The following is a 16,116-nucleotide window of genomic DNA, read 5'->3' on the forward strand; positions in this document are numbered from 1 at the left end:
TGATAATAATATATAAATTATCATAATGTAATTAAAACAATCTCTTTTATGAAAATCGTAGTCATCGGAAATGGCATGGTGGGCCATAAATTTTGCGAAAAAATAATCGATAAATCCGGAAGTTCCCCTGTAGAGCTGGTTGTTTTTGGTGAAGAACCGGTTCAGGCATACGACAGGGTCCATCTCAGCGAGTACTTTTCCGGTAAAACAGCCGATGACCTGAGCCTCGCCTCTCTCCAATGGTACTGTGAACAAAACATCACCCTGCACCTCGGCGACCCGGTGCAATCCATCGACCGCACCACTAAAACCGTGCATTCGCACCGGGGCATCACCGAAAGTTACGACTACCTGGTGCTGGCCACCGGCTCTTCGGCCTTAGTACCACCTATCCCCGGCACCGACAAAAAAGGCGTGTTCCTTTACCGCACCCTGGAAGACCTGGCCCTTATGACGGCCTACGCCCCCCAGGCCACCTGCGGCGCCGTGATCGGCGGCGGGCTGCTGGGCCTGGAAGCCGCCAAGGCACTCATCGACCTGGGCATCCCTGAAACACATGTGATCGAATTCGCCCCGCGCCTAATGCCCCGCCAGATCGACGAAAAAGGCTCCGACATCCTTAAAACCCAACTGCAGCGCCTCGGCCTGCAGATCCATACCTCCAAAAACACGCAGGCCATCCTCGGCAGCGACACCATCACCGGACTCAGCTTCGCAGACGGCAGCTCCATCCAGGCGGACATGCTCATAATTTCCGCCGGCATTGCGCCCCGCGACGAGCTGGCCAAACAGAGCGGCCTCAAAACAGGGCCCCGCGGCGGCATCATCGTCGATGATCACCTGCAGACCAGCGACCCGCACATTTTCGCCATCGGCGAATGCGCCTTGTATAACGGCATGATCTACGGCCTCGTGGCCCCGGGGTATGAAATGGCGGAAGTGGTGGCCTCCCGGCTTTGCGATACGGCGAAGTCTTTCACCGGCTTCGACATGAGCACCAAACTGAAACTGATCGGCGTGGACGTGGCCAGTTTCGGCAACCCTTTCATCACACCCGAGGAAGGCGACAGCATCGTGCTGGAAGATTCCATGAAAGGCATTTACAAGCGCATCAATATTTCGAAAGACGGCAAACTGTTGCTGGGCGGCATCCTGATCGGCGACGCCAGCGCCTATAACCTGCTGCTGCAGACCTGCAAGAACAAACTGGCGCTGCCCCCGGAACCGGCAGACATCCTGCTCGGCGCCCGCGGCGGCCAGCCGGCCAACGTAGAGCTGCCGGACGATGCGGTGATCTGTTCCTGCGAAAACATCTCCAAAGCACTCATCTGCAAGGCGGTGGAAGACGGCCACGAAACGTTCGACGCCGTTAAAAAATGCACCAGGGCGGCCACCTGCTGCGGCGGCTGCGCCCCCATGGTGAAAGACATCATCACCACCACCATGAAGGCCCAGGGCAAGTACATCCGCAACGTGGTATGCGAACACTTCTCCTACTCCCGGCAGGAGCTGCTGGACCTCGTTAAACTGAAGTCCCTCCGCTCGTTCGATGAAGTACTCGACCATTACGGCCACGGCGACGGCTGCGAAATCTGCAAACCGGTAGTGAGCTCCATTCTCGCCAGCCTCTGGAACGAACTGATACTGGCCAAAGGCAACGACACCGCGCAGGACTCCAACGACCGCTACCTCGCCAACATCCAGAAAGGCGGCACCTATTCGGTGGTGCCCCGCATCCCCGGCGGTGAAATCACCCCGGAAAAACTGATCGTGATCGGCCAGATCGCCGCGCAATATAACCTCTACACCAAAATCACCGGCGGCCAGCGCATCGACCTGTTCGGCGCCCACCTCAGCGACCTGCCGGACATCTGGGAAGCGCTGATCAAAGCCGGTTTCGAAAGCGGCCATGCTTACGGCAAAGCGCTGCGCACGGTGAAGAGCTGTGTAGGCTCCACCTGGTGCCGCTTCGGGCTGCACGACAGTGTGAGCTTCGCCATCCGGATCGAAGAAAGGTACCGCGGGCTGCGCGCGCCGCATAAAATAAAATCCGCCGTATCCGGCTGCATCCGCGAATGCGCCGAAGCACAGTCCAAAGACTTCGGCATCATCGCCACCGAAAAAGGCTGGAACCTTTATGTGGGCGGCAACGGCGGCTCCAAACCGCAGCATGCCAAACTCCTCGCCGCCGACCTCGACAGTGAAACCTGCATCCGCTACATCGATCGCTTCCTGATGTTTTACATCAAAACGGCCGACCCGCTCACCCGCACCGCCACCTGGCTCAACAAACTCGAAGGCGGCATGGACTACCTGCGGAACGTGGTGGTAAACGACAGCCTCGGTATCGGAGAAGAACTGGAAAAAGAAATGCAGCTGCTGGTGGACAATTACAAGTGCGAATGGCGCGAAGTGGTGGAAAGCCCGGAGTTACGCAAACGCTTCTCCCACTTCGTGAACGCGCCGGAAGAAAAAGACCCGACCGTCAAATTCGAAAGCATGCGCGCCCAGAAAAGGGCCGCAGAGTGGAAATAAATATTCGTGATCTAAATCCAGTCATTTATGTCAACCATCAGCACAACAGACACCACCTGGTTTTTTGCCTGCAAAACAACCGACGTGCCACCCAACGGCGGCGTGTGCGTGAAGTACAAAGACGAACAGATTGCCCTGTTTTACTTTACCCGTACCGACAAATGGTACGCGTCCCAGAACCTTTGTCCGCACCGCCGCCAGATGGCCCTCAGCCGCGGCCTCACCGGCACGCAGCAGGGTGAGCCCAAAGTGGCCTGTCCCTTTCATAAAAAGACTTTTTCGCTGGAAGACGGCAGGTGCCTGAACGACGAGCACGAATGTGCCATCACGACTTACCCGGTACGACTGGAAGACGACCGTATATACATTGGTGTTAGTAACACGTATTAAAAAGCGAAACCCGGCAGTTGGCAGACTGGCCGGGCTTCTGGATTTTAATATGATTGGCTCATTTAAAATTTACCAAAAATACATGAAAAAACGGTTCCTTTCCGGGGCGTCCGCCATTTTCTTCAGCTCCTTTTGCTGGCAGGATGCCATGGCCCAGTTTTCACTCTCCGCACAGCTTCGTACCCGCACAGAGCTCCGCGACGGACAAGGCGCCCCGCTCCCCGCCGGCGCCAAACCTGCGGTATTCACTTCCCAACGCAGCAGGCTGACCGCCGGTTACGCGATGCCCGGCCTTAAGCTCGGGCTTACCGTACAGGACGTGCGCGTATGGGGACAGGACGCCTCTACCATCAACCGCGTCACAACGGCCGACAACAATGGTTTTATGCTGCATGAAGCCTGGGCGGAAATCGACATCGTCGACAGCCTTCAGCTGAAGGTCGGCCGCCAGGAACTGGTGTATGACGACAGCCGGCTGCTCGGCAATCTCGACTGGCTGCAACAGGGCCGGCGGCACGATGCGGCCCTGCTCAAATTCAGGCACACCGGCTGGGTGCTGCACCTGGGCGGCGCTTTCAACCAGAATAAAGAGAACAGCTCTGGTACGGTATACAGTCCCGTAACCGGCTATCCCGCCAATACCAACGGCAGCCAGCAATACAAAAGCCTCGAGTTTTTATATGTGCAGAAGAAAAGCCTGTCTTTTCTTTTTCTTGCCGACCAATTCTCCAAATACACCACCGACAGCACGAACGTAAAAAAATGGCAGTCATCGGCCTACAACCGCATGACCACCGGCCTTTTTTACTCGTGGAAAAAACGGATCACGCTGGCAGCGTATTACCAGTTCGGACATACGCCGGCCGGGGAAAACCTCAGCGCTGCGCTGCTGTCTGCCGCCTATCTCCATCCCTTCGGAACGCGTTTCACCGCGGAGGCCGGCATCGACTACACCACCGGCGGGAAAGCTGTCAGCGCCTTTGATCCCCTGTACGGCACGCCGCACAAGTTCTGGGGCGCCATGGATTATTTTTATGTCGCCAGCGGCTTCGGCAACAAAGGCCTGCAGGATTATTACCTCAAAGGCAAATACAAACCTTCCGCGAAATGGAGCGTGGGCCTGGATGTGCACCAATTCTTCAGCGCGGCTTCCTATAACTTCGGCACGGAGGCCGATCTCACGGCCAGCGTGCAGCTGCACAAGTTCGTGGGCCTCGAAGGCGGTTACAGCCACTTCATGAGCACCGACTACCTCACTTCACCCGGTGTAAAAAATGTGGCCAACGCCCGCAGCAACAGCAACTGGGCGTACCTCTCCCTCAACATCAAACCGGAATTATTCTCCAAGTAAAACACTGCAACATGACCTTTCAAAATAAACCGCTCGAAAAAATTGCGCTCTTCAGTCTGAAAACCATCCAGATGCGCAGTTTCCATATCACCTGGCTGATGTTCTTCGTATGTTTCTTCGGCTGGTTCGGCCTCGCGCCGCTGATGCCTACCATCCGGGAAGATCTCGGCCTCACCAAATCGCAGGTCGGCAATATTATCATCGTGTCCGTTTCCGGGACTATCATCGCCCGCCTGATTATCGGCCGGCTCTGCGATACCTGGGGGCCGCGCAAAACCGCGGTACGGCTGCTGCTGTTCGGTTCCATCCCCGTATTCCTTGTGGGGCTCGCCAATGACTATGTGTCTTTCCTGATGTTCCGTTTGGCCATCAGCGTGATCGGCGCATCTTTCGTGATCACGCAGTTCCATACCTCCATGATGTTCGCTCCGCGTATCAAAGGCACTGCCAACGCGGTGGCCGGCGGCTGGGGCAACCTCGGCGGCGGTGTCACGAACATGGTGATGCCATTGATCTTCGCGGCGATCGTGGGATTCGGGTACACCAATCACCAGGCCTGGCGCTTCGCGATGATCGTACCGGGCTGTATGATGCTGGCCGTGGCCTACCTCTATGCGAAATACACCAAAGACACGCCGGACGGCAACTACGACGAGATCGGCCGCAATACCGTGAAAACAAAAACCGACTGGACGGTACTGGCCGACTGGCGCATCTGGGCATTAACGCTTGCTTACGCCATGTGCTTCGGGATGGAAATCACTTTCGACAACGTAGCGTCGCTGCACTTCGTGGACACTTTCCATCTTTCGCAGGCCAGCGCCGGTTTCTGGGCCGGGATATTCGGGCTGATGAACGTCTTCGCCCGCGCCCTCGGCGGTTTCGTGTCGGACAGGGTGGGTGAAAAACAGGGTATGAAAGGCAAAGGCACCCTGCTGGCTTTTGTGCTGCTGGCGGAAGGCGGCGGTCTGTTGCTTTTTGCAGAAGCGGCCTCCCTCACCCTCGCCATCATCGCGATGCTGGGTTTCGCCCTGTTCCTGAAAATGGCCAACGGCGCCACCTACGGCATTGTGCCGTTTGTGAATGAAAAGAACGTGGGGCTCGTGAGCGGCATCGTAGGCGCCGGCGGCAACCTGGGCGGTATGCTCTTCGGCTTCCTGTTCAAATCGGAATCCATCAGCTACGAGCAGGCCTTCAGCTACATCGGCTACGCGGTAATTGCGACCGGTATAATTGTGCTGCTGACGCGCTTCGGCAAACAGCCGGCCACCGCCGGCGCCGCCGCTCAGCCGCAACCCGTATTGGTGACTGAAAAACATTAAACAGCATGCAGGATTCATTCAAAACAACCTGTTGTTACTGCGGTGTCGGCTGCGGCATCGTAGTACACCGGGACAGACTGGGAAAATTAACGGTAGAGGGAGATAAAGACCATCCGGTGAACAGGGGCATGTTATGCTCCAAAGGAATGAACCTGCATTACACCGTAATGGATACTTCCGACCGGTTGCTGCACCCTGAAATGCGGTACAACCGGAACCTTCCGCGGCAAAGGGTTTCGTGGGACCAGGCGCTTGGCAGAACGGCCGCCGTGTTCAGCCAGATCATCCGGCGCTACGGGCCCGAATCCGTGGCGTTCTATGCATCCGGTCAGTGCCTGACGGAAGAATATTACGTAGTGAATAAACTGATCAAGGGATTCATCGGCAGCAACAATATCGACACCAACTCCAGGCTTTGTATGAGCAGTGCGGTGGCCGCGTATAAAATGGCTTTGGGGGAAGATGCGGTGCCCGGTAGTTATGACGACATCGAACATACCGATTGCATTTTTGTTGCCGGCGCCAATCCGGCCTGGTGCCATCCCATTTTGTGGCGCCGGGTAGAAGCCGCACGTGCCGCCAACCCACGGCTCAAAATCATCGTGAGCGACCCGCGCGTTACACAAAGCTGCGCCATGGCCGACGTACACCTGCAGCTCAATCCCGGTACAGACATCGTGCTGCACCACGCCCTCGGAAGGATACTGATCGAAAAAGGAAAAACGGATCCTGCTTTTATCCACCAGCACACCGAAGGTTTTGAAGCGTACCGCGAAGCCGTGATGCAGCGCAGCATTGAAGAGGCCGCGCTCATCTGCGGCATCGACGCCGCCGATATCTATGCGGCGGCCGGCCACATCGCAGGCGCCAAAGGATTTATGACGATGTGGACGATGGGCCTGAACCAGAGCGCCGTTGGCGTGCGGAAAAACCTCAGTCTCATCAACCTTCACCTCATCACCGGCCACATCGGCAAACCGGGCAGCGGGCCGTTTTCGCTCACCGGCCAGCCCAATGCGATGGGCGGCCGCGAAGTGGGCGGCCTGGCCAACCTGCTCCCCGCCCACCGGGTACTCGACAACCCGGAGCATCGCCGCGAAGTGGCGGCCTTCTGGGGCGGTGGAGAGCTCTCGCCCAAACCCGGCCTCACCGCCACACAAATGTTCGAGGCCATGCATAGCGGACAACTGAAAGCTATCTGGATCATGTGCTCCAACCCCCTGGTGAGCCTGCCCGATGCGCGGTTCATGGAAGCCGCGCTGCAAAAGGCCATGTTCGTGGTGGTGCAGGAAATTTCCAACAAGCCGGAAACATTGCGGTATGCGGACGTTGTGCTTCCCGCGGCGGCCTGGGCGGAAAAAGAAGGTACGATGACCAACGCGGAGCGCCGCATCAGTTACCTCACCAAAATCACCGACGCACCGGGAGAAGCGCTGCCCGATTCGGAGATCATCTGCCGGTTTGCACAGAAAATGGGCTATCATGGGTTCGATTACCCGCATGTGTCGGCCATATACGAAGAACATTGCCGGCTTACCGCAGGCACCAACATCGATATCACCGGCCTGAACTACAACGTGCTGCGCGAACAGCGGAGCGTACAATGGCCTTACCCGGCAGGCGCAACGGGCCATGGCACTCCTCGTCTCTTCACCGATCACCAGTTTTATACCGCGCATCAGAAAGCGGTGATACACAGCTTCGGTGATGAGAACACCTCCGCGCCACCCGACCGCGACTACCCGCTGATACTCACTACCGGCCGCATCCGCGACCAGTGGCACACCATGAGCAAAACGGGCAAAGTCAGCAAACTGAAACAGCATATCGACGCCGCGTTCCTCGAAATCCACCCGGACGATGCGCGTACACGCAACATCCGGCAAAACGACATGGTGGAAGTGACCAGCGGCAACGGCATGGTAAGAGTAAAAGCCCTGCTCTCCACCACCATCAAAAAGGGTGTGGTGTTCCTGCCCATGCACTGGGGAAAAATACTGAACAATGATTTACATCGCGCCAACAACCTGACCAACAACCTCGTGGATCCGGTATCCAAGCAGCCGGACCTGAAATTCACCGCCGTAGCAGTTGCACGTTATGAAAAACCGGTACAGAAAATCGTCGTGATCGGCGCGGGCGCAGGGGCGTATGGATTTGTAAAATCGTACCGCCAGCTGAACCAGCGAGACGAAATCACCGTATTCAGCAAGGAAGATTTGCCTTTTTACAACCGCGTTATGCTTCCCGACTATATCAGCGGCGCCCGTCAGTGGGCGCAGCTGATAAAAATGTCGGAAGCGGAAGAACGGAACTTCGACATCACGCTGCACCGCGGCCTGAGCATCGAAAAAATCGACCGCGAAAACAAAGTACTGACGGACAGCAAAGGCATTACGCATACCTACGATGTGCTGATACTGGCCACCGGCAGCCGCGCCGCCACCCTTCGCGACACGCCGCCCTTAACCGGCATCTTCACCATGCGCAGCCGGATGGACGCGGATGCCTTTCTCCGGCACATCGACCCCGCCGGCGGAAAAATCGTCATCGCCGGCGGCGGCCTGCTGGGCATTGAGCTCGCCGCTTCCCTCCGCGAAATGAACATGGAGGTGGCGGTGATACAACGTACTTCCCGCCTCATGGACCGGCAGCTGGACGCACTGGGCGCCCAGTTGTTATACGAAGAACTCAAGGACCGGGGCATCGACATTTATTTTACGGACGAAATAGAACAGTTCGCCGGCACCCGGAAAGTAGAAGGCGTACGCCTCAAAAGCGGCCGCAGCATTGCCTGCCAGGCCGTGGTGATCTCAATCGGCACCGTACCGAACATTGAACTGGCGCAGGCCGCACAACTGGAGTGCAACCGCGGCGTGGTGGTGAATGAATACCTCCAAACCAGCGACCCGGGCATTTACGCCATCGGCGAAATCGCATCCTGCAACAACATCCTCTACGGCATCACCGCCGCGGCGGAACAGCAGGCCGGCGTGGTGGCGCGGCACCTCGGCGGCGACATTTCCGGGTACTACGAAGGTTCGCTCTTCATGAACATCCTTAAAATGCAGGGCATGGAGCTTTGTTCCATGGGCATGGTGGAAACCCCGCCGGACCAGGCTTACGAGGAAGTAGTGTTCATCGACAAGAGCCACCGGTATTATAAAAAATGTATCATACACCAGGACAGGCTGGTGGGTGCGATTCTCATCGGCGACAAGTCGGAGTTCCAGGAATTCTGCGATCTCATCCGCCAGAAAACGGAACTGTCGGAAAAGCGTCTTCAGCTGCTCCGCTCCGGGCGGAAAGGCGCGGCGCTCATGGGAAAACTCGTTTGTTCCTGCGGGAACGTGGGAGAAGGGAATATCCAGGAAAAAATACGCGAAGGGCACACCGAGCTGGAATCGCTTTGCCGCGCTTCCGGCGCGGGCCTGGGCTGCGGCAGTTGCAGGCCGGAGGTACAAAACCTGCTGGGCGCCTGCAAACCGAAAATCAAAACTCAATTGCAAACACATGGCCAGGCAGTCACAACTCATCCGCATTAATTTCACCGGCGGCATTATTTCGCCCGGCTATTTGCTGCAGCTGCTGGAGATAGCGGAAGCGGCGAAAGCCGGCGAAGTGCGCTTCGGATTGCGCCAGGAATTGTTCCTCGAAATCGCGCAAACGCAGCTGCAGAAATTTGCGGCCGCCTGTAAAACGTATCACATCAGCTGGCAGCCGGCGGAAGATGGCGCACCGAACATCACCAGTTCCTATCCCGGCGCGAATATTTTTGTGGCCGACAGCTGGCTGACGGAAGGGATTTACAAAGACATTTTCGACCTCTTTAACTACCAGCCGTCGCTGAAGATCAACATCTGTGACAGCCAGCAGACTTTCTGTCCTTTTTTCTCCGGGCACCTGAACTGGGTATCGTCGCCGCACCAGCATTACTGGTACCTCTACATCCGCCGACCGGGAGAAGAAAACACTTTCTGCTGGCCCGCGCTCATCTATACCAACAGCATCGCCGCCCTCAGCCGCGAGCTCGAAACGCGCCTGGCGGGTGAAACGCCCGAAGCCATCGCGCAACAGCCGCCGGAATACATCAGCCGCCCGCTCGACCAGCCGTTGGAGCTCCCGGCCTTTCACCTGCCCTACTACGAAGGTTTTAACCGGCAGGGCAACCAGTACTGGCTGGGTATTTACCGGCGGAACGAGACGTTCGCCGTGGATTTCCTGAAAGATATCTGTACCGTTTGCCTCGAAACGGGCATCGGGCAGCTGTACGCCACACCCTGGAAATCCGTCATCATCAAAAACATTGAGCCAGCGCACCGCAAGCTTTGGGATTATGTGCTGGGCAAATACAATATCAACGTGCGGCATGCAGCCAATGAACTGAACTGGCAGGTGGCCGATAACTGTGAAGACAGCCTCATCCTCAAAAGGCATATCATCCGCCACTTCGACACGGCAGACGTACGCACGTACGGCCTGTGTTTCAGTATTCGGGTAAAGGAAGCCGGCGGCCAGTTCGGCGCCATCCTCATCCGCCGGCAGGAAAACCGGTACCAGAGCAGGTTGAAATACATGCAGCGGTACGACATCCTGTACAAGGCCGACTTCAACCCGAATGCGGCCGGCCTCACCGTATACCGGAACAACGTACTAAAGGAACATCTCGGCCCGTATATCGTTTCGCTCTGCAAACACTTTTATGAGATCGGCAGCGAACAGCCCGTATTACAGCAATATGCGCGGCAACAGGCACCGCCGGTGGTGCGGGTGGATGAAAAACCGCTACACCAATGCCCGGGCTGCTTTACGGTATACGATGAGGCGGCGGGCGATCCGTTCCGGGAAATCAGTCCGGGTACCGCGTTTGCCGCATTACCGGATTCGTTTAGCTGTTACATCTGCGGAACGGGGAAAGAAGACTTTGAAGAAATAGCAGCGGCCTCGCTGAGACACCCGGCAGTGTGAGAGGAAACGGAGGAACAAATAACGCGGGATATTGCGTTGTGCTGTTTTACTCAAGTAACCACCCGGCGGTGTGTGAGAAAACAGAGGAACAACAACGCAGGATAAAGCGTTGCGCTGTTTTAATAAGCAACAACCCGGCGGTGTGTGAGAAAACAGAGGAATAACAACGCAGGATAAAGCGTTGCGCTGTTTTAATAAAGCAACAACCCGGTGGTGTGTAAAAAAAAGGAGGGCGAAAGAACATAGGATAATGCGTTCTGCTGTTCTAGTAACGCAACAACCCGGCGGAGAGAGTACGGAGGAACAAATAACACAGGATAATGCGTTGTGCTGTTTTACTGAAGAACAACCGATTTCCTGATGAATATCAGCCAGAACCAGGTGTACCGGAATGAAATACTGATAAAACATCCGTAGACATGAACCACCCAAGGAAGGTAAACACATAAGATCTTTGAATGCAATATTCACCGGAAGCGCCAAACAGCAAGACTGCTGCCCTTCGGGAAAGTATCCTGCTCCGCAGGCAGCGCCAGGAAAGCATCGGCATGGAGCAGGCTGGCAAGGTCGCCGGAGCCATGGTAAGGAACAGGGCGGGCGGACAGCACACCCGTGGGTGACATGGAAAGCCGCACGGGCAGGTAATATTCCAGCGGTTTATCGAACACCACGTCTTCTTCCAGCACGGCAAATTCCTGCGGAGACGGCAGCTGCCGCATACAGGTTTTCAGAAACGGCAGCACGTACCGGTAGCAGCACATGAAACCGGATACCGGGTTGCCGGGCAAACCGAACACCGCCGGCCCGTTGTTGAAAGTACAAAACAGGAGTGGTTTCCCGGGCCGCTGCTGCACCGCGTGAAACACCTTTTTGGCGCCCAGCGAGAGCAGCACATCCGGCAGATGATCGAAGCGCCCCGCAGAAACAGCGCCCGTGCAGACGAGCACATCCGTTTTTGCGATCAGCGTGCCGAGGGCCTCCCGCAAATGGGCCGTATCGTCTGGCAGATGCAGGTATTCCGCTTCAATGCCCGCCTGCTGTAAAGCGGCACGAAGGCTGAAAATGTTGGACATGCGGATTTGGTGAGGCTCGGGAGTATCGGCAACGGGCACCAGCTCGTTGCCGGTGGCAATGAGCATCACACGGGGCCGGCGGCTGACGGTCACTTCCGTTTTGCCGACAGTGGCCAGTACACCCGCTTCAGCCGCACCGATAACGATACCCGGCTCCAGCAGGGTGGCGCCGGAGGGCACATCGGAACCAAGGCGGTGAATGTTCTGGCCTGCCGCAACAGGCTTCAGGATATTGAAGCGCCGGAAACCCTCGTGCTCGGTTATCTCCAGGTGTTCGTAGGGAACGACGGAATCAGTACCTTCGGGTAGTACGGCGCCGGTCATCACTTCGATGCAGTCCGCGAAATTGGCCAGCTGCAATTGCGGCATGCCGGCGGCGGCGAGATCTTCTAGCCCGAAAATCCGCTGGCCGCGCTGGTAGCTGTCGAAATGAATAGCGATACCGTCCATCGTCACCCGGTCGAAAGGCGGGAAAGCACGGTCGGCTGTTACCCGTTCACGCAGCACCCTGCCCGCCACCGCGTCGAAAGGAACGGATTCTGTACCGAAGTCGCGGGCAGCAGCCAATACGGCGGCAAAAGCATCAGGAACACGCATCATCATTTGTAACGAATTTTGCTTTGATAAAATTATTCAATTATGGCCAATGCATCAAGCTTCACCCACCTCGACGAAACAGGAAAACCGCAGATGGTGGACGTGGGAGAAAAAAATGCTACCGTCAGAACGGCTGAAGCGGAAAGCCGCATTTACCTGCCGCCCGCCGTGCTGCAGCAATTCGACGGCACGGAACTGACCACCAAAAAGGGGGCAGTATTCCAGACGGCGGTGATCGCAGGCATCATGGCCGCAAAGAAAACGCCGGACCTCATCCCGCTCTGCCATACCCTGGTGCTGGAAAACTGCAAGGTACACATTGCGGTGGAAGGCTCGGAAGCCGTCATCCGCTGCACGGTAAAAACCACCGGCAAAACGGGCGTGGAAATGGAAGCCCTCACAGGCGCCAGCGTGGCGGCACTGACGGTGTACGATATGTGCAAGGCTTTGTCGCACGACATGGAGATCGTTCACACCAGACTCATCAGTAAAACCGGCGGCAAACATGACATCGGATAATCACCTGAAAGGGCTCGTCTTATGCGGCGGCCGCAGCACACGCATGCAGCACGACAAAAGCAGCATCGCCTACCACAACGGCCTTCCGCAATGGCAGTATCTCGCCAATCTGCTGCTGGCTTTCGTACCGGAAGTGCACCTTTCATGCCGGGCCGATCAAACGATTCCCGGTGCAACGAACATCATCCCCGACAGTGTGGACGGCGCCGGTCCTTCGGCAGGCCTGTTGAGTGCGCATGCGCTCCACCCTTCCGCATCGTGGCTGGTGCTGGCCTGCGATCTGCCGCTGATCGGGCCGCAAAGCATTGCGTACCTGCTACAGCACCGGCGGCCCGAAAAGCTGGCTACTGCTTTTCTCAGCCCGTTTAATAACATGCCCGAACCGCTGATTGCCATCTGGGAACCGGCGGGCCTGGAGCAACTGAGGAAAGATTATGAAGAAGGGAAAACCTGTCCGCGTAAAACGCTGCATTTCGCAGATACGGCGGTATTGGACAATCCTTATGCGGATGAGCAGTTTAACGCCAACACGCCGGAGGAGATGCGCGAGGCGTTGCGGAAAATCAATTAATCAGGGATGTGCGGCCACCCACACTTCCCCGTCATCAAAAAATTCTTTTTTCCAGATGGGCACCGTTTCTTTCAGGGTATCGATGGCGAACTGGCAGGCTTCGAAGGCAGCGGCGCGGTGGGCGGCTGCAACGGCGATCACCACGACCACTTCGCCGGGCAGCTTTTCCCCTTTGACATGTAACAGGGCCATGCGCTGCACAGGCCACTTTTCACCGGCGGCCTTTGCGATTTTTTCCAGTTCAAGCACGGCCATCGGCTCATAGCACTCAAAAAAAAGTTTATGCACGGATTTTTGCTGCGTCTGATTCCGGACAGTTCCTGTAAAAGTGACAATACCACCGCTGGCCGGCGATTGTACAAAATCGATCGCCTCCTGCACGGTAATGCTGTCTGCTATGCTGATCCAATGTTCCATGTAAAAAGATTAACCGCCGCTGAGGGGTGGGATGATGGCAATTTCGTCGCCGGGCGCAAGCGGCTGACCATCGGCGGCATAAGCCTTGTTAACGGCGATCATCACAGCGCGGAGGTTTTTCATGGCGGGATATTCCTGCAGCAGCCAGGTACGCAGTGCGCCTACGTCGGACAGCTGTTCCGGTACCGTCAGGGAGCCCGCCGCCACAATGTCTTTCATGATGCCGAATAACATTACTCTCATACGATAAAGCTACATAAATATTCAATTTCATACAGCTCATTTAAAGAAAACAAATATGAAAATCAGGATAAGAGGCAACAGCATCCGGTACCGGCTCGACAAAGCGGATATCGCCACACTGGAGGTGCAGGGCAAGGTGGAAGAGGAGACCTGCATCGGCGCCGGCGCGCTTCATTTTTGTATCCGCGCCAGGGCAGATATCCAACAACCTGCCATCCGGCTGGAAGGCACTGCCGTTCACCTCTCCATTCCGGCGGAACAGTTACAGGCGTGGACTGGCAGTAACCTCACCGGCTTCGACGCCGTCATCACCAATCCCGATGGCTCCGTGCTGAAGCTGCTCGTCGAAAAAGACTTTAAATGCCTGACGGAACGGGACGAAGATGAAAGCCAGGCTTTCGACAACCCTTTGAACGGCCACACATGCTGACAGATTCACATCACCGCACCATCCGCTATGTACGCCTGTCGGTGACCGACCGGTGCAACCTCCGCTGCAGTTACTGCATGCCGGAGCACATGCATTTTATGGAACGAGAGGCATTGTTATCATACGAAGAAATACTCCGCAGCATGCAGCTGCTGCATACCGCCGGCGTAGACAAGCTGCGCATTACGGGCGGGGAACCCTTCCTCCGTAAAAACCTGTTGCAACTGCTGGCTTCGCTGGCGCCCATGTTCGACATTTCCATCACCACCAACGGCGTACTCACCGCGGATTACGTGCCGGCTTTAAAAGCGCTCGGCATCCGGAAAATCAACCTCAGCCTCGATACGCTGCAGGCTGAAAGGTTCGCTCAAATTACCCGCCGCAACCAGTTCAGTGCGGTCATGCATACACTCGACACCCTACTCCTGCACAACATGGACGTCAAAATAAACATGGTGGTTATGGATGGTGTGAACACTGATGAACTGCATCAGTTCGCGGCACTCACCGCGAACAACAACGTTTCAGTACGCTTCATCGAAGAAATGCCATTCAACGGCCAGGAGAAAGGATTCTCCGGTATACAATGGCACTACCAAAAAATACTGGCCATCCTCGGCGAACAACACGACCTGCATAAAATACCCGACGCCCCCGGCAGCACCTCACTGAACTACAGCATCGCCGGCCATCTCGGCCACATTGGCGTGATACCGGCCTACAGCAGAACGTTCTGCGGCAGCTGCAACCGTCTCCGGATCACGGCTACCGGCGGGATCAAGACTTGCCTTTACGGGTGTGATGTTATGAATATCAGGGATGGGATGCGCAACGGGTTGTCCGACGAAGCATTGCTATCCGCCTTGCAGGACGCCGTGTGGCAAAAAAAGAAAGACGGCTTTGCAGCCGCCGCACTCAACCGCCCGATGCTCCGGGAAAGCATGTCGCTCATAGGCGGGTGATCAACAAACGGACCCCGGCATACAGAATCAGCGCTGCCGTGAATGCCTCCACCCACCGGGGTTTCAGCCACGCCGCACTCATCCGCGAACCTACCTGTCCACCGACGATCACCGCTGCCAGCAAAGGCAGCGTAAAACTCCACTGGAACGCCATCGCCCCTTTCGCCGCTTGTCCTGCCAGGCCCGCAATAGAATTCACGAGAATAAAAAAACTGCTGAGCCCGGCGATGTTCTTCGCGGTGTCGTACCGGCCCAAACGGAGCACGGGCGCCAGGTAAATGCCGCCGCCGATGCCGGTCATGCCGGAAAGCAAACCGATGCCGCCGCCGATGAGGCTGTAGGTTAATGCGCTTTGCTGACGGATGTGCGCCTGTTTTTCGAAAAATAGCCGGAATATCATCAGTAACGCAGCCAGCGTTAGGGCGAGGCCCAATAACAGAAAAAAGGTCTGCTGCTTCAGCGGGAAATAACTGCCGGCAAAAGCCATCGGTATGCTGACGATACTGAGCTGCAGTGCTTTCTTCAGGGGCAGGTGCCCGTTTTTTGCGAAGTGGTACACCCCGCCGGCCACCACGGCCACATTGCAAAACAACGCCGTGGTTTTCATGAGCAGGAAACCCACCCCCGCTAGCGCCATGATGGCGAGGTAACTCGAACCGCCGCCGAAACCGGCGGATGAATAAATCAATGCAATGGCGAAAAACAGCAGGCAGAGCTCAATCAGCATGAAAACAATGA

General features: G+C 56.5%; 14 protein-coding genes. 10 read left to right on the forward strand and 4 right to left on the reverse strand.

The genetic code is table 11. The features are described from left to right. Positions 1 to 48 precede the first annotated feature (48 nt). From nirB to EGT74_RS19815, 6 genes are all read left to right on the forward strand, one after another. The gene (nirB, locus tag EGT74_RS19790) at positions 49 to 2,535 is read left to right on the forward strand and encodes a nitrite reductase large subunit NirB (protein WP_123848293.1); all 2,487 of its coding nucleotides are present in this window, start codon (positions 49 to 51) and stop codon (positions 2,533 to 2,535) included. A 27-nt stretch (positions 2,536 to 2,562) separates the two neighbouring features. Next, entirely contained in the window at positions 2,563 to 2,925 is a 363-nt protein-coding gene (gene nirD, locus EGT74_RS19795; protein WP_123848294.1) for a nitrite reductase small subunit NirD, read from the forward strand. Positions 2,926 to 3,007: 82 nt separating this feature from the next. Then, a complete protein-coding gene (locus EGT74_RS19800) occupies positions 3,008 to 4,276 on the forward strand; it encodes an alginate export family protein (protein WP_181954762.1) in 1,269 nt (422 codons plus the stop codon). A gap of 11 nt (positions 4,277 to 4,287) precedes the next feature. After that, positions 4,288 to 5,598 (forward strand): NarK family nitrate/nitrite MFS transporter, encoded by a 1,311-nt coding sequence (locus EGT74_RS19805; protein WP_123848295.1) that lies wholly within the window; start codon positions 4,288 to 4,290, stop codon positions 5,596 to 5,598. Between the two features lie 5 nt (positions 5,599 to 5,603). Further along, the gene (locus tag EGT74_RS19810; protein ID WP_123848296.1) at positions 5,604 to 9,143 is read left to right on the forward strand and encodes a nitrate reductase; all 3,540 of its coding nucleotides are present in this window, start codon (positions 5,604 to 5,606) and stop codon (positions 9,141 to 9,143) included. Further along, complete coding sequence (locus tag EGT74_RS19815) at positions 9,112 to 10,566, forward strand: rubredoxin (RefSeq protein WP_123848297.1); 1,455 nt, start codon at positions 9,112 to 9,114, stop codon at positions 10,564 to 10,566. The genes EGT74_RS19810 and EGT74_RS19815 overlap by 32 nt, the downstream gene beginning before the upstream one ends. A gap of 467 nt (positions 10,567 to 11,033) precedes the next feature. On the opposite strand, the gene EGT74_RS19820 is transcribed toward EGT74_RS19815, so the two are convergent. Next, positions 11,034 to 12,242, reverse strand: coding sequence for a molybdopterin molybdotransferase MoeA (locus EGT74_RS19820; protein WP_123848298.1), 1,209 nt, complete (start codon positions 12,240 to 12,242; stop codon positions 11,034 to 11,036). A gap of 36 nt (positions 12,243 to 12,278) precedes the next feature. Between EGT74_RS19820 and moaC the strand changes: the two genes are divergently transcribed. Together moaC and mobA are read left to right on the forward strand one after the other, a co-directional pair. Beyond that, positions 12,279 to 12,755: a cyclic pyranopterin monophosphate synthase MoaC gene (gene moaC, locus EGT74_RS19825; protein WP_123848299.1), complete on the forward strand. Its 477-nt coding sequence runs from the start codon at positions 12,279 to 12,281 to the stop codon at positions 12,753 to 12,755. Beyond that, entirely contained in the window at positions 12,742 to 13,326 is a 585-nt protein-coding gene (gene mobA, locus EGT74_RS19830; RefSeq protein WP_123848300.1) for a molybdenum cofactor guanylyltransferase, read from the forward strand. Before moaC ends, mobA begins: the two co-directional genes overlap by 14 nt. Here mobA and EGT74_RS19835 read toward each other — a convergent pair whose 3' ends face one another. Both EGT74_RS19835 and EGT74_RS19840 read right to left on the reverse strand, forming a co-directional pair. Further along, positions 13,327 to 13,743, reverse strand: a complete 417-nt coding sequence (locus EGT74_RS19835) for a molybdopterin synthase catalytic subunit (protein WP_123848301.1) — start codon at positions 13,741 to 13,743, stop codon at positions 13,327 to 13,329. It lies immediately after the preceding gene. 9 nt (positions 13,744 to 13,752) lie between these two features. After that, positions 13,753 to 13,986, reverse strand: a complete 234-nt coding sequence (locus EGT74_RS19840; protein WP_123848302.1) for a MoaD/ThiS family protein — start codon at positions 13,984 to 13,986, stop codon at positions 13,753 to 13,755. Between the two features lie 55 nt (positions 13,987 to 14,041). Here EGT74_RS19840 and EGT74_RS19845 point away from each other — a divergent pair, with 55 nt between their 5' ends. Both EGT74_RS19845 and moaA read left to right on the forward strand, forming a co-directional pair. After that, complete coding sequence (locus EGT74_RS19845; RefSeq protein WP_123848303.1) at positions 14,042 to 14,416, forward strand: DUF7009 family protein; 375 nt, start codon at positions 14,042 to 14,044, stop codon at positions 14,414 to 14,416. Further along, a complete protein-coding gene (moaA, locus tag EGT74_RS19850; RefSeq protein ID WP_123848304.1) occupies positions 14,410 to 15,378 on the forward strand; it encodes a GTP 3',8-cyclase MoaA in 969 nt (322 codons plus the stop codon). The genes EGT74_RS19845 and moaA overlap by 7 nt, the downstream gene beginning before the upstream one ends. Here the strand turns inward: moaA and EGT74_RS19855 are convergent. Further along, the gene (locus tag EGT74_RS19855; RefSeq protein ID WP_123848305.1) at positions 15,365 to 16,105 is read right to left on the reverse strand and encodes a sulfite exporter TauE/SafE family protein; all 741 of its coding nucleotides are present in this window, start codon (positions 16,103 to 16,105) and stop codon (positions 15,365 to 15,367) included. The genes moaA and EGT74_RS19855 overlap by 14 nt on opposite strands. Positions 16,106 to 16,116 lie beyond the last annotated feature (11 nt).

Source organism: Chitinophaga lutea (assembly GCF_003813775.1).
GTDB lineage: Bacteria > Bacteroidota > Bacteroidia > Chitinophagales > Chitinophagaceae > Chitinophaga > Chitinophaga lutea.

What these genes read in the sequence shown, in the direction of transcription:
- EGT74_RS19855 (WP_123848305.1), bottom strand. Translation starts at nt 16,105, where the DNA reads ATGCTGATTGAGCTCTGCCTGCTGTTTTTCGCCATTGCATTGATTTAT.
- EGT74_RS19840 (WP_123848302.1), bottom strand. Translation starts at nt 13,986, where the DNA reads ATGAGAGTAATGTTATTCGGCATCATGAAAGACATTGTGGCGGCGGGC.
- EGT74_RS19820 (WP_123848298.1), bottom strand. Translation starts at nt 12,242, where the DNA reads ATGATGATGCGTGTTCCTGATGCTTTTGCCGCCGTATTGGCTGCTGCC.
- EGT74_RS19835 (WP_123848301.1), bottom strand. Translation starts at nt 13,743, where the DNA reads ATGGAACATTGGATCAGCATAGCAGACAGCATTACCGTGCAGGAGGCG.
- moaC (WP_123848299.1), top strand. Translation starts at nt 12,279, where the DNA reads ATGGCCAATGCATCAAGCTTCACCCACCTCGACGAAACAGGAAAACCG.
- mobA (WP_123848300.1), top strand. Translation starts at nt 12,742, where the DNA reads ATGACATCGGATAATCACCTGAAAGGGCTCGTCTTATGCGGCGGCCGC.
- nirB (WP_123848293.1), top strand. Translation starts at nt 49, where the DNA reads ATGAAAATCGTAGTCATCGGAAATGGCATGGTGGGCCATAAATTTTGC.
- moaA (WP_123848304.1), top strand. Translation starts at nt 14,410, where the DNA reads ATGCTGACAGATTCACATCACCGCACCATCCGCTATGTACGCCTGTCG.
- EGT74_RS19805 (WP_123848295.1), top strand. Translation starts at nt 4,288, where the DNA reads ATGACCTTTCAAAATAAACCGCTCGAAAAAATTGCGCTCTTCAGTCTG.
- nirD (WP_123848294.1), top strand. Translation starts at nt 2,563, where the DNA reads ATGTCAACCATCAGCACAACAGACACCACCTGGTTTTTTGCCTGCAAA.
- EGT74_RS19815 (WP_123848297.1), top strand. Translation starts at nt 9,112, where the DNA reads ATGGCCAGGCAGTCACAACTCATCCGCATTAATTTCACCGGCGGCATT.
- EGT74_RS19845 (WP_123848303.1), top strand. Translation starts at nt 14,042, where the DNA reads ATGAAAATCAGGATAAGAGGCAACAGCATCCGGTACCGGCTCGACAAA.
- EGT74_RS19810 (WP_123848296.1), top strand. Translation starts at nt 5,604, where the DNA reads ATGCAGGATTCATTCAAAACAACCTGTTGTTACTGCGGTGTCGGCTGC.
- EGT74_RS19800 (WP_181954762.1), top strand. Translation starts at nt 3,008, where the DNA reads ATGAAAAAACGGTTCCTTTCCGGGGCGTCCGCCATTTTCTTCAGCTCC.